Source organism: Streptosporangium amethystogenes (assembly GCF_000721075.1).
GTDB lineage: Bacteria > Actinomycetota > Actinomycetes > Streptosporangiales > Streptosporangiaceae > Streptosporangium > Streptosporangium amethystogenes.
The window spans coordinates 472,983-495,957 of the sequence record NZ_JOEQ01000004.1; the positions used below are offsets into that span (position 1 = coordinate 472,983).

Below are 22,975 nucleotides of genomic sequence, written 5' to 3' on the forward strand. Positions count from 1 at the left end.
TCGCATTGCTTGCGACCGCCGTCATGACGCTCGCGGGCTGCGGCCAGGGCATGAGTCTGCAGCCCCCCGGGGTGGCCGACTCACCCAGCGCCTCGGCGAACACCTCCCCCGGTGCCTCCGCAGGAGGCTCGCCCGGGGCCACACCGGCTCCCGGAAGCGGTCCCGGTTCCCTGGAGGCCGCCTACGAGCAGATCATCACCAAGGTGCTGCCGTCCATCGTGCAGATCACCACGAGGGACAGCCTCGGCTCCGGGGTCGTGTACGACACCGCCGGCCACATCATCACCAACGCCCACGTGGTCGGGGGCAACAAGCAGTTCGAGGTCACGCTCGCCACCGGGGGCACCCCCCGAACGGCCAGACTGATCAGCTCGTTCGAGCTGGGCGACCTGGCCGTGATCAAGGTGGACGACCCGACCGGGCTGAAGCCCGCCGTCTTCGGCGACTCCGCCCGGCTGCGTGTCGGCCAGATCGTGATGGCCATGGGAAACCCGCTGGGCCTGTCCGGCAGTGTCACCAACGGGATCATCTCGGCGCTCGGCCGCACCGTCAACGAGCCCTCAAGCGACAACTCGCCAGGGGCGACGATCAACGGGGCCATCCAGACCTCCGCGCCGATCAACCCGGGCAACAGCGGCGGCGCCCTGGTCAACCTCGCGGGCGAGGTCATCGGCGTGCCGACCCTGACCGCCGTCAACCCCGAACTCGGTAACGCCCAGGCCGCGGGCATCGGCTTCGCGATCCCCTCCAACACCGTCAAGGACATCGCCACGCAGATCATCAGGGACGGCAAGGTCACCAACACCCACCGGGCCGCGCTCGGTGTCATCGTACGGACCGTGATCGACATGAGCGGGGAGCCCGCGGGCGTCAGCATCGTACGGGTGCTGAAGAACAGCGGCGCGCAGCGGGCGGGCCTCAAGGCCGGAGACCTGATCATCTCGGTCGACGGCACGCCCACCCCGTCGACCCAGGATTTGTCGACGGTCCTGTCGTCCCTCAGGCCCGGCGAGGACGCGAAGGTCGAGATCCTGCGCCCCGACGGTTCGAGGACCACCCTCTCCGTTCCCCTTGAGGAGTTGCACGGAAGCTGAGCCGGGGCAGGACCGGAGGGCTCAGTAGGGCAGGACGCGATCGCTGAAGGACTTGGCCACGAAGGGCGCCTTGAACTTGGGGAAGGCGATCGTCTTGGCGTCGCCGTCGGAGGTGTAGCGCTCGTCGGCGTTCGCCTTCAGCCAGTCGAGCCAGGCCACGGAGCAGAACTTGGCGCAGTCGCCCGTCTTGTCCATCGAGCGGATGCGCGGGATGCCGAGCGGGTCGAACTTCTTGTTGAACGGCGACAGCGCGGGGGTGTAACCGGCGAGGAACACGCCGCCGTAGTTGTAGGAGACATCACCCGAGGAGCCCTTGAGACCCCACTCCTTGGTGTCGGGCTGGTTGCCGTACGGCAGCGCCAACGTGACCGGGGGCGTCTTGATCAGCCCGGTGATGAGCCGGTGGCCGGCCGCCACCTCCGCGTTCACCGCCTTCTTCTCCTTGCCGCGCAGGTTGAGGTGGTCGCGGGTGTGGTTGCCGATGTCGAAGCCCTTGTCGGTGAGCCAGAGGAGCATCTGCGTGCCCTCCTCGGGCGTCTCCTTGCCGAACATGTCGCGCGTGACATAGAACGTGCCGACCGGGCGGAAGCCGGGGTGGGCCTTGGCGACGTTCTGCAGGATCGCGACCGCGGTGTTCGGCCGGGGGACGCCCATCCCGTCCAGTTCGAACTGCGAGGGTGAGGAGTCGTCGAAGGTGAGGACGACGGGGTGCTTGCCCGCCGGGATGTCGATGCGCCCGGTGACGAACTCGGCCGCGGTGATGGGCACGTAGTTCTCCCTGGCCAGCCGTTCCAGTTCGGTGCGGAACTGTTTGGGAGTGCGGTCGTCCTGGGTCGCGGGCTTGTCGACCACCCGGTGGTACATGAGAACGGGAACCTGACCGAGCTCGTTGGCCTTGACCTTGGCGGCGGCCGCCGTCCTGGCCTTGAGGAGGTTGGCCTGCGAGGCCGCCGCGGCGGCCGACGCCTTGGCCGCGGCGGCCAGCTTCGCCTTGTGCTCCTCGGCCTCGTCCTGTCCCGATCCGCATCCGGCCAGCACGACTCCCGCCGCGACGACCAGCACACCGGCCCTGCCTATTCTGAGACGGCCCATCGAATCCTCCAAGCGCGCTGACGATACGCTTCTCATCCCCCTCTGACCTGCGGGTTGACCTCCGCCACTGGCAAAGGTTCGCGCCGGAGCCACTTTCGGCGACGGCGTGCGGGCGCCGCCCTTTCCGCGTCGCATCGGCCCCGCCCAGAAAGGGCGTCCGCCACGGGAAATCGATCGGTGGCGGGATTCTCACCCGGTGTGGGAGCCGCGGGTGCCAGGTGTCTTCCGGCTGTTTGACGGTGTTACCGATGACTCATTTTGTTGACCATTATTCACCAATTCAGTCACGCCATCGTTGACCTCCCTCTGTTTCGCGCCTACCGTCCGGGCATCCGAGCGGGGTCCGGGCGGCATCGTGAGGCGGCATCGTGAGGAGGAGAGATGGCGGAGCGACTGAGGAGCCGCGCGCTTCTCGGCGAGATGGCGGCCGAGTTCACCGGCACCCTGGTTCTGATCCTGTTCGGAGTCGCGGTGGTGGCCCAGGTCGTGGCGGCCGGGATCGGCGACCACGACAGCATCGCCTGGGCATGGGGACTCGGGGTGGCGCTGGGCGTCTACGTCGCGGCACGCACCAGCGGCGCCCACATCAACCCCGCCGTCACCGTCGCGCTGGCCGCTTTCAGGGGCTTCTCCTGGCGCAAGGTCCTGCCGTACTGCCTGGCGCAGACCGCGGGCGCGTTCGTGGCGGCGCTCATCGTCCGCTTCAACTACGGCGAGGTGCTGGAGAAGGCGGACCCCGGGCTCACCATCAAGACCCAGAGCGTCTTCTCGACCCTGCCGGGCAACGGGTCCCTGCCCGTCGGCACCTGGGGCGCCTTCCGCGACCAGGTGATCGGCACCGCCATCCTGCTCCTGCTCGTCCTCGCCCTCTCCGACACGCGCAACACGGCGCCCATGGCCAACCTCGCCCCCTTCATGACCGGCCTGGTGGTCGTGGCCATCGGCATGGCCTGGGGTAGCAACGCCGGCTACGCCATCAACCCCGCCCGCGACTTCGGACCGCGGCTCGCCTCGTTCCTGACCGGGTACGAGACCGCCTGGCAGGATCAGTACGGGCAGCTCTACTTCTGGGTGCCGATCGTGGCACCCCTCATCGGGGGGCTGATCGGGGCGTTCCTCTACGAGATCCTGGTGGCCAGATTCCTTCCTCCCGAGGAGGCCGGCCCCGAGGTGGGTCGGGTAACGCCCGAAGAGCCGCGCCACCTCTGAACGGGCGCGCGGCGACCGCGGGTAAGAACAGCAGCAGATCTCCCGGAGAGTCTCACCAAGGAGGCACCACGCAATGCCTGACTTCGTCGGAGCGGTCGACCAGGGTACGACGAGCACCCGTTTCATGATCTTCGATCACGGCGGCAACGAGATAGCCCGGTACCAGCTCGAACACGAGCAGATCCTGCCGCGGGCGGGGTGGGTCGAGCACAACCCCACGGAGATCTGGGAGCGCACCAGGGCGGTGATCGAAACGGCGTTGAACAGGGCGGGCCTGGTGGCCGCCGACCTCGCCGCGCTCGGCATCACCAACCAGCGCGAGACCACGGTGGTCTGGAACCGGACCACCGGACGCCCGTACCACAACGCGATCGTCTGGCAGGACACCCGCACCGACCGGATCGCCTCGGCCCTGGACCGCGACGGCAGGGGTGACGTCATCCGTCACCGGGCGGGCCTCCCCCCGGCGACGTACTTCTCCGGTGGCAAGATCCAGTGGATCCTGGAGAACGTCGACGGGGTACGCGAGGCGGCCGAGGCCGGAGAGGCGATCTTCGGCAACACCGACACGTGGCTGCTGTGGAATCTCACCGGCGGTATCGACGGCGGCGTGCACGTCACCGACCCCACCAACGCCAGCCGCACGATGCTGATGGACCTGGAGACCCTCGACTGGGACGACGAGCTGCTGTCGTTCTTCGGCATCCCCCGCCGGATGCTGCCGGCCATCGCCCCCTCCTCCCATCCCGGTCTCTACGGCACCACCAGGAGGGGCGGCCCGCTGGGTGGCGAGGTCCCGCTCTCCGGTGACCTGGGCGACCAGCAGGCCGCCACCGTCGGACAGGTCTGCTTCGAGGTGGGCGAGGCCAAGAACACCTACGGCACCGGCAACTTCCTGCTGCTCAACACCGGCACCGATCTGGTCCGCTCGGAGCACGGCCTGCTCACCACCGTCTGCTACCGCTTCGGTGAGGAGCCGCCGGTGTACGCGCTGGAGGGTTCCATAGCCGTGACCGGCTCCGCCGTGCAGTGGCTCCGTGACCAGCTCGGCATCATCTCGGGGGCGGCGCAGAGCGAGTCGCTCGCCCGGCAGGTCGAGGACAACGGCGGCGTCTACTTCGTGCCCGCCTTCTCCGGCCTCTTCGCGCCGTACTGGCGGTCGGACGCCCGGGGCGCGATCGTCGGCCTGTCACGCTTCAACAACAACGCCCACCTGGCGCGGGCCACCCTGGAGGCGATCTGCTATCAGAGCCGCGACGTGGTCGAGGCGATGCGGCAGGACTCCGGCGTCACCCTCGACGTCCTGCGGGTCGACGGCGGCGTCACCGCCAACGACCTGTGCATGCAGATCCAGGCCAACCTGCTCGGCGTACCCGTCTCCAGGCCCGTGGTGGCCGAGACGACCGCGCTGGGGGCCGCCTACGCGGCGGGGCTGGCCGTCGGCTTCTGGAAGTCGAAGGACGAGCTCAAACAGAACTGGCAGGAGGGCCGCCGCTGGGAGCCGCAGTGGTCCGAGGAGCAGCGGGCCGCCGGCTACGCCGGCTGGAAGAAAGCGGTGGAGCGGACTCTCAACTGGGTCGACGTGTCCTGAACGGCCCGCTCCGTCGCGCCGCCTGTCTCTCCCGTCGCCCCTGACCGATGACCGCTCGGGCATCGGGGCGCCCGCGTTCCCCTGCGTCCCGGTCAGGCCGCGGTGAGCAGCTTGCCCAGCCGCTCCACCGTGGGCCGGGACTCCACGTGGAGCCGGGAGACGTCCAGCCCCTCATCGGCGAGCACGACCAGCAGCGCCTCCTGGCGGATGGCGTAGACGACGATGTATCCGCCGCGGCAACGGGTCACCACCTCACGAAGCTCCCCCATGCCCACCTCGTAGCCCGTACGTTTCCCCAGCCCCAGGGTGGCGGCGGCCAGCGCGGCCAGCACCTCGGGCCGCGCACCGTCGCTGTCGGCCGCGACGAGCAGTCCGTCCACCGACGCGACGGCCGTCTCCAGCACGCCGGTCACCTGCTCGCGCAGGATCTTCAGCTCGGCGAGCACCGCCTGCTTGCTCATCAAATACCTCCAGCTTAGAAGCGGCGCGGTGCCACTCGACGAGTTCTTCTCGGAAATCTGAGCGGGCGCGGCCTGTGAGACATCCGATCCCCGGCGCCCTCATCCACCCGTGAGATCAGGGGCGTCCGCCTCCTGCGGAGGCAGGGACCTGAGGGCGAGGAGGGGACGGGGCAGGGCCGGTCCTCCTCCGGCGGGGGCCAGTACTTCATTGACCTTGCTGGTACCCGGGCGGCGGGGCAACTGGTCAGCTACGGCGCGGCGGATGCAGTCGGAACCGAGCATCGTGGGAACGGGTATGGCCAGGGGCACCAGCCTGGCCCGCATGGACAGGTCGAGCCGGCGCCAGCCGGCCACGTGCTCCATCCGGCGGGCGGTCTCCCGCGCGAGCCGCTCGGGTTCGACGCCCGGCAGGACCGACAGCAGCGGCAGGTGTGAGTCGTGTAGAGAAAGCACGGAACGGCGAAGCATTGAATGCCATACTCAATGCATGCTGGTGACGGAGATGCTGAAGCTCGCCCCGAGCGCTGAGCAGCGCGAGGCGCTACTGGCGACGATGCGAGCGTGCAACGCCGCCGCCAACCGTGCCGCCGAGGTGGCGTTCGAGCACCACACCGCCAACAAGATCGCCCTGCAGAAGCTGGTGTACGCCGACCTGCGAGCCCGGTTCGGCCTGTCGGCGCAGATGGCCATCCGGTCGATCGCCAAGGCATGTGAAGCCTACAAGCGAGACAAGAAGATCAAGCCGGTGTTCCGCGAGTTGGGTGCGGTCGCCTACGACCAGCGAATCCTCACTTGGAAGGGTCGCGACGCGGTCAGCATCCTCACCCTCACCGGCCGCATCGTCATCCCCGTCGCCTACCAGGGCCGCTGGTTGAAGACCAGCGGGACCACCGCACGGGGACAGGCCGATCTCCTCTACCGCGACGGCATGTTCTTCCTCGCCACCGTGATCGACGTACCCGAACCACCGCAGGGTGACGAGCCGGACGGGTGGCTGGGTGTGGATCTCGGCATCGTCAACCTGGCCACCGACTCCACCGGCGAAACCCACACCGGCAAGGGTGTACGGGCTGTGCGGCGGCGCAACGCCCGCCTGCGGGCACGCCTGCAGGCCAAGGGCACCAAGTCCGCCAAGCGACTCCTGAAAAAGCGCAAGCGCAAGGAGTCCCGGTTCGCCCGTGACGTCAACCACGTGATCAGCAAGCAGCTGGTCGGCAAAGCCAAAGACACCCAGACCGGGATCGCCCTCGAAGACCTCGAGGGCATCCGCGACCGGGTAACGGTTCGTAAGGCTCAGCGTGCCGACCTGCACTCGTGGGCGTTCTACCAGCTCCGCACGTTCGTGACCTACAAGGCCGCCATCGCCGGCGTGCCCGTGCGTCTGGTCGACCCCCGCAACACCTCCCGCACCTGCCACCGGTGCGGGCACTGCGACAAGAGCAACCGTCCCAACCGGGACGACTTCACGTGTCTCGGCTGCGGGTTCGCCGGCCCCGCCGACCACAACGCTGCGATCAACATCGGTCGCAGGGCAGTGAGTCACGCTGCCGACGACGCGGCCTGACCCGTGCACCCCATGCACGGCGAGGAGCTGCAAGCTCGGCCCTTTCAGGGCCGAGAAGCTGACTAACGGTAGTAGGTGGGTGTACTTTACGTATCTACCGCCACAGATGACCTCGTCCGCACGTCCGACAACTCCGTCCGGCGAGGCGGCGTCCGTACCGGCCCCCTGGGAAAGAAGCTCACGACGATCGATGGCTCGGTCGGCGCGGCACTGGTCGACTACGAAAGCGGCATGTGCCTCGGCACGATCGGAGGAAGTCGCGACCTGGATCTGGAGGTGGCGGCGGCGGGCAACACCGAGGTCGTCCGCGCCAAGGTCCGGACCATGGCGGCGCTGAACATCAACGACTCCGTGGAGGACATCCTCATAACGCTGACCAGGCAGTATCACATCATCAGGCTGCTGGCCGACAGCGGCGGCCACACCTTCCTCTACCTGGTGCTCGACCGGGACCGTGCCAACCTCGCCCTGGCCAGGCACCACCTGCGGCGCATCGAGAGCTCGCTCACCGTCTAGGCCCGGGAGAACCACCGCCGGGTGCGGGGAGAATCCCGGCGCGCGAGTCCGCCACATCCTGCAGCCACGCCTCCGACGAGAACGAGGTCACCGTGCTGACAGCGGATGCCCCTCATACGAACGAAGGGCGGTCGGGGCGGCGAGATCGCCGCCCCGACCGCCCTTCGGCGATCTGTTCCGTACGGTTCGAGCACGGAACGGGGGTGGAGGTGGCGGGAATCGAACCCGCGTCCTTCAACTTCAAGACAGGGCTTCTCCGGGTGCAGCCTGCTGTGCTTTTCTCAGCCCCGGCAATCACGCAGGCAAGTCGCCGACGGGCTCAGCCACTGTAAGATTTCCCGATCTTCCCCGTGGCCGGGTTGATCGGTTGAGCCTCCTAGCGATGCCGGATCCGGGCCGGAGGCGCTCCCGGGCCGGCAGAAGTCACTCGCTGCTTAGGCGGCGAGTGCCAGGTTGCCCTGGCTGACTTCGGAGTGCGTCTTATTGGCACTTGTTGGTCGCGGTCACAGTGTTAACGAGGTTATGTCCGCAGTCCTCGACCCGCTTCACCTGGCTTGCAAAGCCAAAGTCGAAACCAGTCACCCCCCTGTTGAATTTTCAACCCATCCCCGAGGGGGCGGGCTATCCGAAGATACCTGTTACAACAGAGGTAACGCCAATCGAATTCCCGCCCGGTGCGCCGGGCGAGGTGGCGCAGGCATCGCACGAGGCGGTGGGGGCGCGGCGGAGCGTGGGCATCCCGCCGGGAACACCGGTCGGAAACGCCGAAACCCCGGGGACGCCCGCGAATCGCGTGCGTCCCCGGGGCCGACCGGCAGGGTCGAGCCGGTCCTGACGGGCAGGGCCTCCCCCGAGATGAGGCCCTGATCTCATCACAGCGACCGAGCCCGAAACCCCCCGATCGGCGCCCGGTCATTTAGAAGGACGCAGACGAGGCGCCCTGCGGTTGCTCAGGGTGAAAAGAATATTCCGGGAGGTCACAGCCCTGCGTGGAGCCCCTGGAAGAACCGTCCCGCGACGGCCGCCCCTGCCCCGGAGTCGGGGCTCTGCATCAGCACGGCGACGGCCACGTCTCCCTGCCATCCGACGAACCAGGCGAGCGGCTTGCGGTTCTGCGAGGCGGCGGCCGTGATGCCGTGGACGGGGTCACCGGGAGCCGCGGCGGCACGTGCCGAGCCCGCGGTCACGCCACTGCGCATGAAGGTGCGGAGCATGCCGACGGTCTTGTCGTCCAGTTTGATCGGATCGGGCGCCTTGTAAGGCTCGGTCTCCGTCGTGGGATCGGCGGTCCGGGGGTCGGTGACCAGGACCGGCGGACGCCAGGTGCCCGAGGCGACCGCCCCGGCGACCAGTGCCATGGAGAGCGGGCTGACCAGCACGTTCTGCCCGGCGAGTGCCTTCGCCGTGGCGGCGTCGTTCTTGAGCGGCCTCATGGAACCGCTGAACCCCTTCAGCGGCAGGGCCCAGGGCGCCCCGATGCCGAACTTCGCGGCGGCGGACGTCAGTTCGGAGCCGTCGATCCTGCGGGCCAGCGAGGCGAGCGCGGTCACGCAACCGGTGGCGAAGTTGGCCTGAAGGGTCGGCGTCACCCCGACGGGCGCGCCATCCTGATGGAACGCGACACCACCGACGGTCCTGTCCGCGGGGCAGGCCAGTTTCTGTTTGGGGCTGATCCGGGCCTTGAGCATGCCCTCGACGGACATGATGGAGAACGCGGTCCCCGCCGGGAACCTCCCGGCGAGAGCGTGCTTCTCCTGGTTGTACTCGCTGGTGCTGGACACTGCAAGAATGTCGCCGGTCGAGGCCTGAACCGCCACCAGCATGCCGGACCCGCCCAGCAGCGCGCTGTCGGCGGCCTTCTGGTGGGTGCGGTCGAGCGTGGTCTGCACCGGTGAGGTGGAACGGTCGGGCCGCCACTTCTTGAGCTCGGTCACCTTGAGCGTCTTGAGATCGACAGTGATCACCCGGGTGTCGGTCGAGCCGGTCAGGTGCTCCTGGTATGCCTTCTGCAGGCCGGCCCTGCCGACCGTGTCCCCGGCCCGCTGCGGGCCGCCGAGCTGCTGCTCGGTCTCGGGGGTGACGGCGGTGACGGTGCCGACGATCTGGGTGGGCGAGGCGGGGGCGACCGACTGCTCCTGCTCGGAGAGGATGATGCCGGGGATCGCCTCCAACTGGGCGCTGAGCTGCCCGAACTTCGTACGGCCGAAGGTGACCAGCGGGACCTGGAGGTTGGGCTGGGCGGAACGGATCCGGCTCAGCAGACGGTCATGCGGAAAGCCAGTGATCTTGGAGAGCCGCTGGCAGAGCCTGTCCGCCTCGTCGTTCTTCAGATTGGCCGGAATCACGCTCGCCACGTGCAGGATGGCCTTCTCCTGCAGCGGGTCGCGGTTGCGGTCGAGGATCGGCTGGCGCCCCTCGGGGGTGACCTTCACGGCGAACCGCTGCCCCTCGCGCAACTGGGGGTGGAGCACGCTGGGCGACCAGCGCACCTTCCAGCTGCCGTCGACCAGATGGAGCGGGAGCTTGCCCTCGTACTCCCACAGGGGGTTGTTCTCTCCCAGGTCGACCTCGGCGTCGAAGTCGGCTTCGACCTCGTCCGCGGCGCGCCGCATGCTCTTGACGTCGAAGCGGAACGAGGCCGCGTCGAGCTGGAGTTTGGCGTCTTCGAGCGCCTTGCTGACAACCTTCTCATCGCCGTCGGTGCGCCTGGCCGCCGCGGCGTAGTCGCCCGTCTGCCAGCCGATCAGGAAGTCGCGCACCGCCTCGTGGGCCGAGGGCTCCTCGAAGCAGGCGGACAGCATGGGAGCCGTCACCGCCAGCGCGAGCACCGCGGAGGCGGCACGCCTGGCCCTTCCTCTCACCGTCATCTGTTCCTGTGCCTGAGCGCGCGTGCCATCTCCCGCTTGGCCTGGTTCTCGGCCAGTGTCTGCCGCTTGTCCCAGTCCTTCTTTCCCTTGGCGAGGCCGATCTCGATCTTGGCCCTGCCGTCCTTGAAGTAGATGGCGAGCGGCACCAGGGTCAGACCGCCCTCCTTGGTCTTGGCGACCAGCTTGGCGATCTCCTTGCGGTGCAGCAGGAGCTTGCGGGTGCGGCGCGCGGCGTGGTTGGTCCAGGTACCCATGGTGTATTCGGGGATGTGGACGTTGATCAACCAGGCCTCGCCGTCCTTGATGACGGCGTACCCGTCGAGGAGGGAGGCGCGGCCGAGCCGCAGCGATTTGACCTCCGTGCCCTGGAGCACAAGACCAGCCTCGTAGGTGTCCTCGATGTGGTAGTCGTGCCAGGCACGCTTGTTCTGGGCTATTACCTTCCGCCCGGTCTCACGTGGCATGTCTTGAGCCTACCGGCGTTGGGCCTGCATGCTTTCCAACCGCTCCCCCAGAACCCCGCCGGCGCCCGGGCAAATCCATGGATCGGCAGAGAGAACCCGCACACATCATGACAACGAGGGCTTCAAGGCATATATCACCAAATCGCCATTCCCTCGGCCTTGAGCTTGCTGATCCACATGGCGGCATCCTTCGCCGGAGGTGTCGCGCCGGACAGGATTCCGCCGTCGACCCATGATCGACGCGCACCTTGCTTCGTGGGTGTGCGCCCGGCTGGAGACGTTCTTGGACGAGGGCGCGCGCGGATAGGACGGTCGGCGCTGGACGGGCACGCGCATCGCCGCCCTGATCGCCGAGAGGTTCCAACCCCGCGCGGGGTGGCCTACCTGATGGAGAGTCTGGGATGGTCGTTCCAGGTGCCGGTGCATCGGGCGGTCCAGCGCGATGACGAGGAGATCTCCAGCCGGAGGCGACGGTGCTGCCCGCCTTGAAAGCACCTGGGCGATCTGGGGCTCCCGGCTCGTCTTCGCCGATGAGTCCGGGCAGAACCTCCCGAACGGCTTCATCGCCGAGACCGGACCGATGATCCCCGACCCGGCGTAACCTCTGGCTTTCATGCTCGGTACGTGTCGATGACGCTTGGCGGCAGACCACCAAAGGCGCTTGGCTTGTTCTCGCTGAGATCGCCTCGTTCACCGGCTACCCGCACCACTCACTTTCGGTCACACTTTATTACCCCTAAGCTTCGGGCCGGAAATCGGATTCGCCGACACCACTTTCCCAAGACCTCAAGATGATCACACACCACGATCACTTAGCGCCAGAATGCACTTAAGTAAAAAACTGCCCGCAGAGCAGATTTAAAGCGCCGACTGAATGCCTTGACATCTCACAAAATGAGTGATTCTCTATGTTGTCAAAACAAATGACAGCACCAGGGGGCAAATAGGGTTTCGGCAGCCCCTTTCGTATGGTGATCCACGCTGCCCGACCTTGTCTTTTGCACTCTAGAGTCTTGCTTGACCTTGTACTCGATACTTACTCCATTCGCCCCTCGGAGACCGGAACAGTTACTGCCATACGCCGCGCTGGTGAACTGGAGTAATGCGGATCGACTGCGGCAAGGCCAGTCGATGCTGGTCGAGCCGCATCAAGGATTTGTCTACGCGACCGGCGCCGGATTTCGAGTGCCAATCGGGCTGGGCGTCACCCTTATCCGGCTCCGGACGTGCGGATCGGCCTGGGCGCCCTGCCCCCCGGGATGGCCAGGCTCGCCGGTGAGACAGCCGATGTCGCCATCATGTGGCTGACTCCAGCCTCCTACATCAGGGACACTGTGATCCCCGCCCTGCGGGAGGGCGCCGAGCAGGCCCGCCGCCAGATGCCCAAAGTGACCGTGATCGTGCCCATGGCACTCAGCCGACCCGAGCGCGAGCCCGCGGAACTGGCACTGGCCAGCAACGCTGCGCATATAAAAGCGGCGCACTACATTGACATATTGAGCAGAGCGGGAGTCGATGTCACCGGAGACGACCCGCTGATAGCAGCCAAAGCGCTGGTGGACGGTGGTGCTTTCCTAAGCGGTGACATCGACCGGATAACCGAGCAAATGGCGGAGTATACCGACGCCGGAGTCGACGAGATCGTCCTCAATTTGACCGGTGTCTATCAGCTCTGTGGACCACAGGCCACGCTGACCGACCTCAAGACCATCCTGGCTGAGGTTGCCTGATGAAGAACGGAAACATGAGCCCGACAGGAACCACCCGGATGCGTCAGCGGCTGACGTCCTGGGGAACAGGGCAGGGCGAGATAGCGGCGCCAACGATTGTGTTGGAGGATCCCGCTCACCTCGAAGCAGTCCTCGGCTCCGACCTCGCCGGTGCCTCCTCCCTGCTCTTCGCTCGGGAATACGAGGTGCACGCGGACGATTTGAATATCGTGGCCTACGAGGGCTCGATGAGCGAGCCGGGCACCGAAGTCTCAATCGGTGACGATTTCTTTCTGCAGATCCAGGATTACGCGACAAGCGAGTTCATGTCGCTACTCGGTCCGACCCTGATCCGGGTCGTTGACGAAGCTGATTTCGCGCGATTTTTGGAGGACGCCGACCGGGCCAGACAGGAGAGGGTCCTCCCCGGCTTCGCCGTGGCCTCAGCCGTCCGGTTTGCCGATGTCCCCGGACTGGGTGCGGGGCCGGTGATCGACGGCCCCCGGCTGAGACTGCATGTGAACCTCGAAGGAGAGGTGTCCATTTCTCCCGCAGGCCAGCGGATCGGCACCGTCGGTGACGGCCTCGCCGAACTTGAGGACGAAAGCCGCGCCCGCGGACGCGTGACGTCCACCGGTGGTCCGTCAATCTCGGATATGGAGTACGGCCTCCCCAGGCTGACCACCGGGCAGAACGTAGCGAGGCCCGGATATGACGAACGTCATGCGGCCGGTTCCGAGGCTCGGAAAACAAACTGAGGCCGCGCCTCGGGCCGACCGCATCACCCCAGATCGTCGCCGCCTCGACAACAACCATGATTGCCCAGAGGTTGTGGAGCCTCCGCCTCGGAGTCCACACTCCACAACCGTCGATGGCGTCACAGGTCAACGAGCCTCGGCCGACCGGTCACATCCTCATTGAGACATCACACACGCAGGTGGCGGCGGAGCGTGAAGAACGAGGCCAGCACACAGATGAGCACGCCGAAGACCATGGTGACACTGATCACCGAGGCGACGGTCTCCCAGGAGAGCTGGCTGTTGGGAGAGAGGTAGAGCTGCACCCCGTCGAAGAGGAAGACCTTGCTGATGATCAGCATCACCGCGGCCACCACGCCGCCGAGCAGGCCGGCGATGACGCCCTCCATCACGAACGGGAGCTGGATGTAGAGGTTCGAGGCACCCACCAGGCGCATGATGCCGGTCTCACGCCTGCGGCTGAACGCGGAGAGCCTGACGGTGTTACCGATCAGTAGGAAGGTGGCGAACACCAGGATGATCGCCACTGTCATCGCCGACCAGCGGAGCTTCTCCAGCAGCCCGAAGAACTTCTCCAGGAGCTCCTTCTGGTTGACCACGTTGGAGACGCCCGGGGCACCCTTGACCGCCTCGATCACCGGCCCGTAGGCCTCCGGGTCCTTGAGCTTGACCCGCAGCGACTCCGGCATGTCCTCGACCTGGATGGCCGAGAGCAGCACGGTGTTGTTGGCGTTCTGGTTCCGGAAGTTCTTGTAGGCTTCGGCCGCGTTCTCCACGGTGACCTGCTGGACCTGAGGCATGGCCTCGATGGTCGCCTTCAGCTCGGCCTGCTCCTGGGCGTTGACGCCACCGCTGCCCTTGCACTGCGGGAAGGGGTCGTTCTTCTTGCACAGGAAGACCGAGACCTCGACCTTGTCCGCCCAGAAGTCCTTCATGCTGGAGATCTGGGAGTTGATCATCAGACCGACGCCCAGCAACGCCATGCCGATCGCCACGGTCACGATGACCGCGATGGTCATCGTGAGGTTGCGGCGGAGGCCGATCCAGACCTCGGAGAAGATGAAGTTTGCCCGCATGCTCTTCCTGTCGCTCTTTCCGGTCCTGGTGTCAGTACGCCTGGCCGTACACGCCCCGCGACTGGTCACGGACGATCTTGCCGTCCTCCAGTTCCACCACCCGCTTGCGCATGGAGTCGACGATGGCCGCGTCGTGCGTGGCCATGACGACAGTGGTGCCGGTCCGGTTGATCCGGTCGAGCACCTTCATGATGCCGATGCTCGTCGCAGGGTCGATGTTTCCGGTCGGCTCGTCGGCCAGCAGGATCATCGGCCGGTTGACGAACGCCCGGGCCATCGCGACCCGCTGCTGCTCGCCACCGGACAGCTCGTCGGGCATCCGGTGTGCCTTGCCTTCAAGGCCGACGAGCTCGACGACCTCGGGGACCACCTTACGGATGAAACGCCGTGGCTTGCCGATCACCTCCAGAGCGAACGCGACATTTTCATACACGTTCTTGTTCGGGAGCAGCCGGAAGTCCTGGAAGACACAGCCGATCCGGCGGCGCAGGTGCGGGATCTTGAAGTTGGACAGTCGGGCGAGGTCCTTGCCGGCCACGTGGATCGCGCCCGAGTTGGGGCGCTCCTCCTTCAGGACCAGGCGGAGAAAGGTCGATTTCCCGGACCCCGAGGGGCCGACCAGGAACACGAACTCGCCCTTGTCGACATCGACGCTGACGTGGTCCAACGCGGGCCGGTTCTGGTTCGCGTAGACCTTGGTGACATTATCAAAATGGATCACGGGCGCATCACGGCATGCCAGTCTAGGGGGTAGGACGGTCGCAGGAGTGGCAGAGGGCCACTTCCACCTCTCGCCGGTCGGGGGGCGCCGGTCATTTGCGCTTGATCGACGTTCCGGTTGGCCGGTGCCCAGTCTAGGGGGAAGACTGGCATGGAACGTCCATAACGGAAACAAAACGATTCGGCGCCCGGTAACGACCGGATAAAGTGGTTCTGACCTCGAAGAGGGAGGACGGCATGAGCTGTGAAGACCTGGTCTGCGCGGGGTGCGCTCACCCCGTGGCCGAGGGCCGCTGCCCCCGCTGCCGCGCATACCGCGCTCAACACCACCACGGCCCGTTCGGCGGCATGACCCCCGCGTTCATCGCGCTGGTGCTGATCGCGCTCCTCTTCCTCACCCTGGCCCTGAGACACCTCAGCGGGGCCTGACGGCGCCCCTGCGGGGCAAAGGACGGGAAGACACGGCTCACGGACGTCCGAGGCGCCCGTGAGGCGCGGACGCGGCCTACCCGCCCTCGACGCCCGCCTCCTGGCGGCGGGTCCAGCGGATCTCGGCCTCGATGAAGCCGTCCAGGTCCCCGTCGAGCACCGCGCTCGGGTTGCCCGCCTCGGCGCCCGTCCGCAGGTCCTTGACGATCTGGTAGGGGTGCAGCACGTAGTTACGGATCTGGGTGCCCCACGACGTGGTCGACTCGCCCCGGATCTCGTTCAGCGCCGCCGCCTCCTCCTGCCGCTTGCGCTCCAGCAGCTTGGACTGCAGGACCGCCATCGCGGTCGCCTTGTTCTGCAGCTGCGAGCGCTCGTTCTGGCAGGAGACCACGATGCCGGTGGGCAGGTGGGTCAGCCGGACCGCGGAGTCGGTCGTGTTGACGCCCTGGCCGCCGGGGCCCGAGGAGCGGTAGACGTCGACGCGCAGGTCGTCCTCGTTGATGTCGATGTGGTCCGTCGTCTCGACGACCGGCACCACGTCGACGCCCGCGAAGGAGGTCTGGCGGCGGCCCTGGTTGTCGAACGGGCTGATCCGGACCAGGCGGTGCGTGCCGTGCTCGCCACGGAGGGTGCCGTACGCGTACGGCGCCTTGACCGTGAAGGTCGTCGACTTGATCCCGGCCTCCTCCGCGTAGGAGGTCTCGTAGACGTCCGTCGGGTAGCCCCTGCGCTCGGCCCAGCGCAGGTACATCCGCTGGAGCATCTGGGCCCAGTCGGCGGCGTCCACGCCACCGGCCTGGGACTGGATGGTGACGACCGCCTCGCGGGCGTCGTACTCGCCGGACAGCAGGGTGCGGACCTCCAGCGCGCCGATGTCGCTCTTCAGGGACGCCAGCTCGCGCTCGGCCTCCTGCTGGGTGTCCTCGTCGTCCTCGGAGGCGGCCAGCTCGTACAGCACGGAGAGGTCCTCAAGCCGCCGCACCAGCGACTCGACCCTGTTGACCTCGCCCTGGAGGTAGGAGAGCTTGCTGGTGACCTTCTGTGCGCGTTCCTGGTCGTTCCACAGGTCCGGCGCGGCGGCCTGATCCTCCAGCTCCTCGATCTGCTTGCGAATCGCGCCGAGGTCGAGCACGTCCTGGATGCTGTTCAGCGTCCCGGTAAGCTCGTTGATCTGTTCTGCCGGATCGATGAGTGCCACGTCTGTAAAGGGTACGCGACCTTCGCACCCGATCGTGTACGGGACTCTCCCCCACCATGGCTAGCATGGCCCGCATCGGGGAGCATCGGGAGGTGGACGTGCGCGGACACAGGCGCAGGGGCGTGCTCGCGCTCGCGCTGGCGCTGGTCGCCGCGACCTCGGGGTGTTCCGATTCCCGTTCCGTCTCCGGTGACGCGCGGCCGGGGCGGAGCCCGTCGGGATCTCCGGCCGGTGACACCTCGGCCGCCCGCCCCACGACGACGCCGTCGCTCCCGGCACCTCCGGTCACGCTCGACGAGGCCGCGAAGGCCCTGGCCGGCCTCCTGGGCGCCGACGGGGTGCTGGGCGCGGCGACACCGCAGCTGGACGTCGACCGCAGGCTCATGCTGGAGCAGACCCGCGACGGACAGCAGGCCCTCACCGCGGCGGCCTTCAGCGGCTCCGTCGAGGCGCTTCCCCCGTACACCTGGGGCACCCCCGAGCTGCTGGTCCCGCGCGTGCAGGAGGGACCCCGCTGGTTCACCGCGATCGTGGACCGCCGGGAGCCCTCCGGCAAGGTCCGTACCGCCGTGCTGACCCTCATCCGACAGGGTGGGGAGGACTGGCGGCTCAGCTCGACCTCGTTGCTCGACGAGGGCGTCAGGCCCCCCGAGGTCGCCAAGGACGCCGACGGGTACGCGACGGCGCTGGGCGAGGAGGACGCGACCGTGGCGATCAGCCCGCGGCTCATGGCCCCGCTGCACGCGACCTCGGCCGAGGAGGGCGAGCGCGGGTTCGCGGCCGGGCTGATCGAGAAGAGCCCGCACACGACCGGCTTCGCCGACGAGATCGCGAAGCGGCGCACGGACGGGAAGAGCGCGTGCCTGGGCTACGACTCGATCTTCGCCGCGAGCAGCTATCCGGTGCACGCGTTGCGCACCGCCGACGGCGGCGCGCTGGTCGTCTACTCACTGATCAGGACGACGACCAGAAGCGTCAAGATCGATCCGTGCGCGTCGGACGCCCGTATCCCGCCGGACGCCAGGAAGCTGACGACCGAGAGCTTCATCCGTGAGGAACTGCGCACCGTGGAGACGCAGCTGTACGTGAGCACGGTCCCGGCCAAGGACAGCGGCCGGCCCGCCAGGGTCATCGGCTACCTGGGCGGCCTCACGAAGGTCATCGTGAGCTGACCGGTCCGCCCGGGTCCCCCGCGAGGGACCCGGGCGGGCGGCTCACGCCTCGGCGTGCGGGAGGTTGACGGTGGCCGCCAGCGTGCGGATCGCGCGCAGCGCCACCGACAGGGTCGCGAGGTCGAAGTTGTCGCTCTCCCAGATCTCCGACAGGGTCTGCTTCGCCCGCGAGACCGCGGCCGAGTTGGCCTCGGCCCAGCGCGCCAGGCGCTCCTCGGGCGACAGCCCCGGCGCGCTGTGCACCAGGACGTTGTGGGTGAGCGTCGCGTGCGCGGCGTAGAGGTCGTCGCGGAGCGCGGCCCGCGCCATGGAGTTCCAGCGGCTGTCCCTGGGCAGCGCGATGACGCGCTCGCGCAGCCTGGAGAGCTGAAGCCGGTCGGCGAGGTCGAAGTAGACCTCGGCGACGTCGTGCACCGGCCTGTCGGTGCGTGCGGCCACCTCGACCAGATCGAACGTGGAGTAGGCGGGCACCATCGCGGCGACGCGCTCGGCCAGCTCGGCGGGGACGCCCCGGGAGACGAAACCGTCGCGCCGCTCCTCGAACGCGACCAGATCGGTCCCGGTCAGCAGCTTGGGCAGGTGCGGCAGCAGGCCGTTCATGCCCTTGCCGAAGAAGTCGACCGTGGAGGCCAGGTCCAGCGGCGGGCGCCGGTTGCCCAGCAGCCACCTGGTGCCCCGCTCGACGAGCTTGCGGGCCTCCAGCTCCATGGCGATCTGGGCGGAGGTGTCGACCTTGTTGTCCAGTTCCTCGATCTGGCGCCAGAGGCTGGGCAGGTCGAAGACCTCGCGCGTCACCAGGTAGGCGCGGGCGATGTCGGGAGTGGACGCGCCGCTCTCCTCGCCGAGGCGGAACATGAAGGTGGTCCCGCTGGAGTTGACCAGGTCGTTCACCACCCCGGTGGTGATGATCTCCCTCCGGAGCGGGTGGGTGTCCATGTGGGCGCGCACCTCCCCGTCACGCAGCGCCGAAGGGAAGTAGGACACCAGCCAGGACGTCAGGTAGGGGTCGTCCGGCAGGTCGGAGGCGAGGATCTCGGCGTCGGTCACCAGCTTGGTGTAGGCCAGCAGCACCGAGAACTCCGGGGCGGTGAGCCCGATCCCGGCCTGGCGGCGCTCGGCGAGCGTCTTGTCCGACGGCAGGAACTCCAGCTCCCGGTTGAGCAGGCCGGCCCGCTCCAGCTTGCGCAGCTGGCGTGAGTGGATGTGCAGCATGTCGGTCGCCTGCTCGCGGGCGGCGGCCAGCACCACGTTCTGGTCGTAGTTGTCACGCAGGACCAGCTGGGCCACCTCGTCGGTCATGTCCAGGAAGAGCTGGTTGCGCCGCTTATCGGTGAGCTCCCCCTCCCGGATCGCCCGGTCCAGGAGGATCTTGATGTTGACCTCGTGGTCGGAGGTGTCCACACCGGCGGAGTTGTCGATGAAGTCGGTGTTGATCAGCCCGCCGTTGAGCGCGAACTCTATCCGGGCGAGCTGGGTGAAGCCCAGGTTGCCGCCCTCGCCGATCACCCTGCAGCGCAGCTCGGCGGCGGTGACCCGCAGGCCGTCGTTGGCCTTGTCGCCGACGTCGGCGTTGGACTCGCTCGACGCCCTGACGTAGGTGCCGATGCCGCCGTTCCACAGCAGGTCGACCGGTGCCCGCAGGATGGCGCTGATCAGGTCGGCCGGGGCCAGCGACGTCACGTCGTCGTCGAGGCCGAGCGCGGTGCGCATCTGCGCGGAGACCGGGATCGACTTGGCCGTACGGGGCCAGACGCCGCCTCCGGCGGAGATGAGCGAGGCGTCGTAGTCGGCCCATGAGCTGCGGGGCAGCGCGAACAGCCGGGCGCGCTCGGCGTGGCTCCGGGCGACGTCCGGGTGGGGGTCGACGAAGACGTGCCGGTGGTCGAACGCCGCGACCAGCCGGATGTGCTGGGAGAGCAGCATGCCGTTACCGAACACGTCGCCGGACATGTCGCCGATTCCGGCCACGGTGAAGTCGGTGTTCTGGATGTCGACACCGGTCGTGCGGAAGTGGTACTTGACCGACTCCCAGGCGCCTCGGGCGGTGATGCCCATGGCCTTGTGGTCGTAGCCGATCGAGCCGCCGGAGGCGAAGGCGTCACCCAGCCAGAAGCCGTACTCCTTGGACACGGCGTTGGCGATGTCGGAGAAGGTCGCGGTGCCCTTGTCCGCGGCGACCACCAGGTAGGTGTCGTCCTCGTCGTGCCTGACCACGTCGGCGGGCGGGACGACCTGGCCGTCGACGAGGTTGTCCGTGAGGTCGAGCAGACCGGAGATGAACATCCGGTAGCAGGCGATGCCCTCGTTCAGGGTGTCCTCCCGCGACCCCGACTTTGGCGGATTTTTGACGACAAAGCCACCCTTGGAGCCAGTGGGAACGATGACGGTGTTTTTCACCATCTGCGCCTTCACCAGCCCGAGCACTTCGGTGCGGAAGTCCTCCATCCGGTCCGACCAGCGCAACCCACCTCGCGCGACCTTGCCGAACCGCAGGTGAACACCCTCGACCCGGGGCGAGTAGACGAACACCTCGAACTTCGGCCGGGGCAGCGGCAGCACGCTGATCGACGGCGAGTCCAGCTTCAGGCTGACGTACGGCTTGCGCTCACCGTCGACCCGCTGGAAGTAGTTGGTCCGCAGGGTGGCCCCGATCATCTCCAGGTAGGCCCGCAGGATCCGGTCCTCGTCCAGGGAGGCCACCTCGTCCAGGGCCGCGAGGATCTCCTCGTGCAGCGCGTCGGCCAGGTCCGCGCGGACCTCCACCGGGCGCCGGGGGTTGAGCCTGGCCTCGAACAGGCGCACCAGCAACCGCGCGAGCCGCACGTTGCCCATCAGCACCCGCTCGATGTACTGCTGGCTGAACGTGGTGCCCGCCTGGCGCAGGTACCTGGCGTAGACGCGCAGGATCTCGGCCTGCTCCCAGGTCAGGCCTGCGGTCAGGACCAGCCCGTTGAACCCGTCGCTCTCCACCCGCCCGGCCCACAGGGCGCCGAACGCGTCCTGGAAGAGCCGCTTGAACTCGTCCCTGTCCACCTCGGGCGAGGGCGTGTAGCGCAGGCCGAAATCGTAGATCCAGGCGTCCTTGGTCGCCGGGTCGTTGTCGCGGTCGATCTCGTAGGGCCGCTCGTCGACCACCTCCACGCCCATCCGCTGGAGCAGCGGCAACACCCTCGACAGGGAGACGGGCGCGCCGAGGCGGTAGAGCTTGAAGCGACGCTCTCCCTCCGAGGCGTCGTAGGGCTCGTAGAGGTTCATCCCGATCTCGTCGGAGGAGTTGGCCAACGCCTCCAGGCGGCGCAGGTCGGCGACCGCCATCCGGGCGGGGAAGTCGGCCTTGTACCCCTCGGGGAACGCCGAGGCGTAGCGGCGGACGAGTCCGGGGGCCTCGTCCTCGGGGCTCAGCTCGGTGATCGCGGTGGCCAGGTCGTCCTCCCAGGACCTGGTGGCGGCGGCCAGCCTCGCCTCCAGCTCCTCGACGTTCACCGCGTCGGCGTGCAGCGGCCTGCCGCGCTCACCGCGCACGACCACGTGCAGCCGGGCGAGGGCCGACTCGCCGATCATCGCGCTGTAGTCGAAGGAGGTGCCGCCGAGCGCCCTGAGCAGGATGTCCTGCATCTTGATGCGGATCTTGGTGGTGTAGCGGTCGCGCGGGAGGTAGATCATGCACGAGACGTAGCGGCCGTAGTCGTCAGGGCGGAGAAAGACCTTGACCTGCTTGCGCTCGCGGAGCCTGAGCACGCCGAGCGCGATCGGCAGCAGCTGCTCCACCGAGGTCTGGAAGAGCTCGTCCCTGGGGAAGGTCTCCAGGATCTCGATGAGGTCCTTGCCGTCGTGGCTGTCCGCGGTCAGGCCGGCGAGCACGATCACCTCGGCCAGCTTGCGCCGGAGCACCGGGACGCGCGAGATCGACTCACTGTAGGCCACGTGGGTGAAGAGGCCGAGGAAGCGCCGCTCACCGACGACCTCGCCCGAGGCGTCGAAGAGCTTGACGCCCACGTAGTCGAGGTAGGCGGACCGGTGGACCGTGGCACGGGTGTTGGCCTTGGTGATGATCAGCATCTGCTGTTTCTCGCGGGCCTTGGCGCGCAACTCGGGAGGGAGCGCGGCGAAGCTGCCGGAGTCGGCACGGTCGCTGCGGAGGATGCCTAGCCCGGTCCCGGGCATCGGGTGCAGCCTGTCGCCCTTCTCGCTCTCCTCCAGGCGGTATTCGCGGTAGCCCAGGAAGGTGAAGTGCCCGTCGGCCAGCCAGCGCATCAGCTCCAGACTGTCCTCCACCCCGGCGGGATCGAGGGGCGGCGGGTTGGCCGAGATGTCCTCGGCGGTCCGCAGCGCGAGCGCACGCATCTTGACGAAGTCCTCGACGGCGCCGCGCACGTCCTCCAGGACGCGCTGCAGTTCGGCCTCTATCGACCTGAGCACGGCGGGGTCGGTCTGCCTGTCGATCTCGAAGTGCATCCAGGACTCGGCGAGCAGCTGCCCGGTGACGTCCTCCTGGCCGCGGCCGAGCAGCTTGCCGGTCATGTCCCTGCGCACCCGCATCTGCGGGTGGATGACCAGGTGGGTGCCGATGTCGTGGCGGTCGAGCTCCATCGTCACCGAGTCGACGAGGAAGGGCATGTCATCGGTGACGATCTCCACGATGGAGAACCCGGGGTCCCAGCCGTGCTCCTCCAGGCTCGGAGTGTAGGCCCGGACCAGGGCTCGGCCCTGGGGGCGCTCCCTGGCGAGCTGCCGCTGGGCGATCGCCGGGCCGTACAGATCGACCGGGTTCCGGCTCAGCAGGTCCTCCGGGGCGACATGCCGGTAGTAGAGCCGCAGAAAGGCGAGCGCCTCCTCCACGCCCACGTGGTCGCTGCCAGGTGTGTGCGCGCACGTCTCGGCGGCACTCCTCAGCAGCTCGTCCTTGGCCTCGTCGAGCGGCATGTCGCTCTCACTCCTTTGTGAGGGATTTTGCACATTTTGATAAGGAATCATGTTGAAACTCATGATTCCCGCCAGGGAGAAAGTGATGTCTCCACACCCGCGTTCCGTTGAGCGGCGCCCTCTTCGGGCCAC

20 protein-coding genes and 1 other RNA gene are annotated in these 22,975 nt (G+C 67.7%); 11 read left to right on the forward strand and 10 right to left on the reverse strand.

Annotated elements, in window-relative coordinates:
* Positions 1-50: 50 nt before the first annotated feature.
* Positions 51-1,094 carry a S1C family serine protease gene (locus tag IG98_RS0106885; protein WP_245651419.1) on the forward strand — a complete coding sequence of 348 codons (1,044 nt, stop codon included), beginning with the start codon at positions 51-53 and terminating at the stop codon, positions 1,092-1,094.
* 21 nt (positions 1,095-1,115) lie between these two features.
* Here the strand turns inward: IG98_RS0106885 and IG98_RS0106890 are convergent, their stop codons facing one another.
* Positions 1,116-2,186, reverse strand: coding sequence for a polysaccharide deacetylase family protein (locus IG98_RS0106890; protein ID WP_030907155.1), 1,071 nt, complete (start codon positions 2,184-2,186; stop codon positions 1,116-1,118).
* Between the two features lie 381 nt (positions 2,187-2,567).
* On the opposite strand from IG98_RS0106890, the gene IG98_RS0106895 reads away from it, so the two are divergent.
* Entirely contained in the window at positions 2,568-3,395 is an 828-nt protein-coding gene (locus IG98_RS0106895) for an MIP/aquaporin family protein (protein WP_030907158.1), read from the forward strand.
* A 73-nt stretch (positions 3,396-3,468) separates the two neighbouring features.
* A complete protein-coding gene (gene glpK / locus IG98_RS0106900; protein WP_030907160.1) occupies positions 3,469-4,986 on the forward strand; it encodes a glycerol kinase GlpK in 1,518 nt (505 codons plus the stop codon).
* Positions 4,987-5,078: 92 nt separating this feature from the next.
* Here glpK and IG98_RS0106905 read toward each other — a convergent pair whose 3' ends face one another.
* Together IG98_RS0106905 and IG98_RS0106910 are read right to left on the reverse strand one after the other, a co-directional pair.
* Positions 5,079-5,447 (reverse strand): roadblock/LC7 domain-containing protein, encoded by a 369-nt coding sequence (locus tag IG98_RS0106905; RefSeq protein ID WP_030907177.1) that lies wholly within the window; start codon positions 5,445-5,447, stop codon positions 5,079-5,081.
* 99 nt (positions 5,448-5,546) lie between these two features.
* A complete protein-coding gene (locus IG98_RS0106910) occupies positions 5,547-5,900 on the reverse strand; it encodes a hypothetical protein (RefSeq protein ID WP_157594184.1) in 354 nt (117 codons plus the stop codon).
* Positions 5,901-5,934: 34 nt separating this feature from the next.
* Here IG98_RS0106910 and IG98_RS0106915 point away from each other — a divergent pair, with 34 nt between their 5' ends.
* Entirely contained in the window at positions 5,935-7,011 is a 1,077-nt protein-coding gene (locus IG98_RS0106915; protein ID WP_030907193.1) for an RNA-guided endonuclease InsQ/TnpB family protein, read from the forward strand.
* Between the two features lie 165 nt (positions 7,012-7,176).
* The gene (locus tag IG98_RS0106920; RefSeq protein ID WP_030907196.1) at positions 7,177-7,527 is read left to right on the forward strand and encodes a hypothetical protein; all 351 of its coding nucleotides are present in this window, start codon (positions 7,177-7,179) and stop codon (positions 7,525-7,527) included.
* Between the two features lie 201 nt (positions 7,528-7,728).
* Here the strand turns inward: IG98_RS0106920 and ssrA are convergent.
* The 3 genes from ssrA to smpB form a co-directional block, all read right to left on the reverse strand.
* Positions 7,729-8,113: a transfer-messenger RNA gene (gene ssrA / locus IG98_RS48045) on the reverse strand.
* A 391-nt stretch (positions 8,114-8,504) separates the two neighbouring features.
* Positions 8,505-10,394, reverse strand: coding sequence for a penicillin-binding transpeptidase domain-containing protein (locus IG98_RS0106925; RefSeq protein WP_030907197.1), 1,890 nt, complete (start codon positions 10,392-10,394; stop codon positions 8,505-8,507).
* The gene (gene smpB / locus IG98_RS0106930) at positions 10,391-10,858 is read right to left on the reverse strand and encodes an SsrA-binding protein SmpB (protein ID WP_030907201.1); all 468 of its coding nucleotides are present in this window, start codon (positions 10,856-10,858) and stop codon (positions 10,391-10,393) included. Before smpB ends, IG98_RS0106925 begins: the two co-directional genes overlap by 4 nt.
* A 387-nt stretch (positions 10,859-11,245) precedes the next feature.
* Here smpB and IG98_RS54755 point away from each other — a divergent pair, with 387 nt between their 5' ends.
* The 4 genes from IG98_RS54755 to mpaB all read left to right on the forward strand — a co-directional run bounded on the left by IG98_RS54755 (position 11,246) and on the right by mpaB (position 13,325).
* Positions 11,246-11,347 (forward strand): hypothetical protein, encoded by a 102-nt coding sequence (locus IG98_RS54755; protein ID WP_169750084.1) that lies wholly within the window; start codon positions 11,246-11,248, stop codon positions 11,345-11,347.
* Positions 11,301-11,459 (forward strand): hypothetical protein, encoded by a 159-nt coding sequence (locus tag IG98_RS51830; RefSeq protein WP_169750070.1) that lies wholly within the window; start codon positions 11,301-11,303, stop codon positions 11,457-11,459. The genes IG98_RS54755 and IG98_RS51830 overlap by 47 nt, the downstream gene beginning before the upstream one ends.
* Positions 11,460-12,084: 625 nt before the next feature.
* Positions 12,085-12,588 carry an LLM class flavin-dependent oxidoreductase gene (locus IG98_RS44580; protein ID WP_051751702.1) on the forward strand — a complete coding sequence of 168 codons (504 nt, stop codon included), beginning with the start codon at positions 12,085-12,087 and terminating at the stop codon, positions 12,586-12,588.
* On the forward strand, positions 12,588-13,325 hold the full coding sequence (gene mpaB, locus IG98_RS0106945) for a daptide biosynthesis RiPP recognition protein (RefSeq protein WP_169750085.1): 738 nt from the start codon (positions 12,588-12,590) through the stop codon (positions 13,323-13,325). The genes IG98_RS44580 and mpaB overlap by 1 nt, the downstream gene beginning before the upstream one ends.
* A 167-nt stretch (positions 13,326-13,492) precedes the next feature.
* On the opposite strand, the gene ftsX is transcribed toward mpaB, so the two are convergent.
* Entirely contained in the window at positions 13,493-14,401 is a 909-nt protein-coding gene (gene ftsX / locus IG98_RS0106950) for a permease-like cell division protein FtsX (RefSeq protein ID WP_030907207.1), read from the reverse strand.
* 31 nt (positions 14,402-14,432) lie between these two features.
* Positions 14,433-15,122 (reverse strand): cell division ATP-binding protein FtsE, encoded by a 690-nt coding sequence (ftsE, locus tag IG98_RS0106955; RefSeq protein WP_012888192.1) that lies wholly within the window; start codon positions 15,120-15,122, stop codon positions 14,433-14,435.
* A gap of 236 nt (positions 15,123-15,358) precedes the next feature.
* Between ftsE and IG98_RS0106960 the strand changes: the two genes are divergently transcribed.
* Positions 15,359-15,550, forward strand: coding sequence for a hypothetical protein (locus tag IG98_RS0106960; protein WP_030907213.1), 192 nt, complete (start codon positions 15,359-15,361; stop codon positions 15,548-15,550).
* 76 nt (positions 15,551-15,626) lie between these two features.
* Here the strand turns inward: IG98_RS0106960 and prfB are convergent, their stop codons facing one another.
* Positions 15,627-16,748, reverse strand: coding sequence for a peptide chain release factor 2 (prfB, locus tag IG98_RS0106965; RefSeq protein ID WP_030907216.1), 1,122 nt, complete (start codon positions 16,746-16,748; stop codon positions 15,627-15,629).
* Positions 16,749-16,813: 65 nt separating this feature from the next.
* Between prfB and IG98_RS0106970 the strand changes: the two genes are divergently transcribed.
* Positions 16,814-17,920 (forward strand): DUF8094 domain-containing protein, encoded by a 1,107-nt coding sequence (locus tag IG98_RS0106970; protein ID WP_030907219.1) that lies wholly within the window; start codon positions 16,814-16,816, stop codon positions 17,918-17,920.
* Between the two features lie 42 nt (positions 17,921-17,962).
* Here IG98_RS0106970 and IG98_RS0106975 read toward each other — a convergent pair whose 3' ends face one another.
* Positions 17,963-22,843, reverse strand: a complete 4,881-nt coding sequence (locus IG98_RS0106975; protein WP_030907222.1) for an NAD-glutamate dehydrogenase — start codon at positions 22,841-22,843, stop codon at positions 17,963-17,965.
* Positions 22,844-22,975 lie beyond the last annotated feature (132 nt).

Coding starts and splice junctions, on each gene's coding strand:
- IG98_RS0106885 (WP_245651419.1), top strand. CDS start 51: ATGAGTCTGCAGCCCCCCGGGGTGGCCGACTCACCCAGCGCCTCGGCG.
- IG98_RS0106890 (WP_030907155.1), bottom strand. CDS start 2,186: ATGGGCCGTCTCAGAATAGGCAGGGCCGGTGTGCTGGTCGTCGCGGCG.
- IG98_RS0106895 (WP_030907158.1), top strand. CDS start 2,568: ATGGCGGAGCGACTGAGGAGCCGCGCGCTTCTCGGCGAGATGGCGGCC.
- glpK (WP_030907160.1), top strand. CDS start 3,469: ATGCCTGACTTCGTCGGAGCGGTCGACCAGGGTACGACGAGCACCCGT.
- IG98_RS0106905 (WP_030907177.1), bottom strand. CDS start 5,447: ATGAGCAAGCAGGCGGTGCTCGCCGAGCTGAAGATCCTGCGCGAGCAG.
- IG98_RS0106915 (WP_030907193.1), top strand. CDS start 5,935: ATGCTGGTGACGGAGATGCTGAAGCTCGCCCCGAGCGCTGAGCAGCGC.
- IG98_RS0106925 (WP_030907197.1), bottom strand. CDS start 10,394: ATGACGGTGAGAGGAAGGGCCAGGCGTGCCGCCTCCGCGGTGCTCGCG.
- smpB (WP_030907201.1), bottom strand. CDS start 10,858: ATGCCACGTGAGACCGGGCGGAAGGTAATAGCCCAGAACAAGCGTGCC.
- IG98_RS54755 (WP_169750084.1), top strand. CDS start 11,246: ATGGAGAGTCTGGGATGGTCGTTCCAGGTGCCGGTGCATCGGGCGGTC.
- IG98_RS51830 (WP_169750070.1), top strand. CDS start 11,301: ATGACGAGGAGATCTCCAGCCGGAGGCGACGGTGCTGCCCGCCTTGAA.
- mpaB (WP_169750085.1), top strand. CDS start 12,588: ATGAAGAACGGAAACATGAGCCCGACAGGAACCACCCGGATGCGTCAG.
- ftsX (WP_030907207.1), bottom strand. CDS start 14,401: ATGCGGGCAAACTTCATCTTCTCCGAGGTCTGGATCGGCCTCCGCCGC.
- IG98_RS0106960 (WP_030907213.1), top strand. CDS start 15,359: ATGAGCTGTGAAGACCTGGTCTGCGCGGGGTGCGCTCACCCCGTGGCC.
- IG98_RS0106970 (WP_030907219.1), top strand. CDS start 16,814: ATGGCCCGCATCGGGGAGCATCGGGAGGTGGACGTGCGCGGACACAGG.
- IG98_RS0106975 (WP_030907222.1), bottom strand. CDS start 22,843: ATGCCGCTCGACGAGGCCAAGGACGAGCTGCTGAGGAGTGCCGCCGAG.